This window comes from Microseira wollei NIES-4236 (assembly GCF_020521235.1).
Classification (GTDB): domain Bacteria; phylum Cyanobacteriota; class Cyanobacteriia; order Cyanobacteriales; family Aerosakkonemataceae; genus Microseira; species Microseira wollei.
In genome coordinates this window covers 1-338 of the sequence record NZ_BLAY01000612.1, presented here as the reverse complement: position 1 = coordinate 338, position 338 = coordinate 1, and the positions used below count along the sequence as shown (strand labels likewise).

1 protein-coding gene is annotated in these 338 nt (G+C 44.7%); it reads right to left on the bottom strand.

Annotated elements, in window-relative coordinates; translation table 11 throughout:
- Nucleotides 1-338 (bottom strand): tetratricopeptide repeat protein (locus tag MiSe_RS50015; RefSeq protein ID WP_226595070.1); only part of this gene is annotated, 338 nt, incomplete at both ends.

The window sequence follows — 338 nt, the reverse complement described above, 5'->3', positions numbered from 1 at the left end:
AATCGTAGAGTCCTGCCAGATTATTCAAACTGGTGGCAACATTGGGATGGTCTTCTCCCAGCAGTCTTTTTATCAATTCTAAAGCTTGCAAATACAAGGGTTCCGCTTCGCTGTAGCGTCCTTGAGAATCGTAGAGTCCTGCCAGATTATTCAAACTGGTGGCAACATTGGGATGGTCTTCTCCCAGCAGTCTTTTTCTCAATTCTAAAGCTTGCAAATACAAGGGTTCCGCTTCGCTGTAGCGTCCTTGAGAATCGTAGAGTCCTGCCAGATTATTCAAACTGGTGGCAACATTGGGATGGTCTTCTCCCAGCAGTCTTTTTATCAATTCTAAAGCT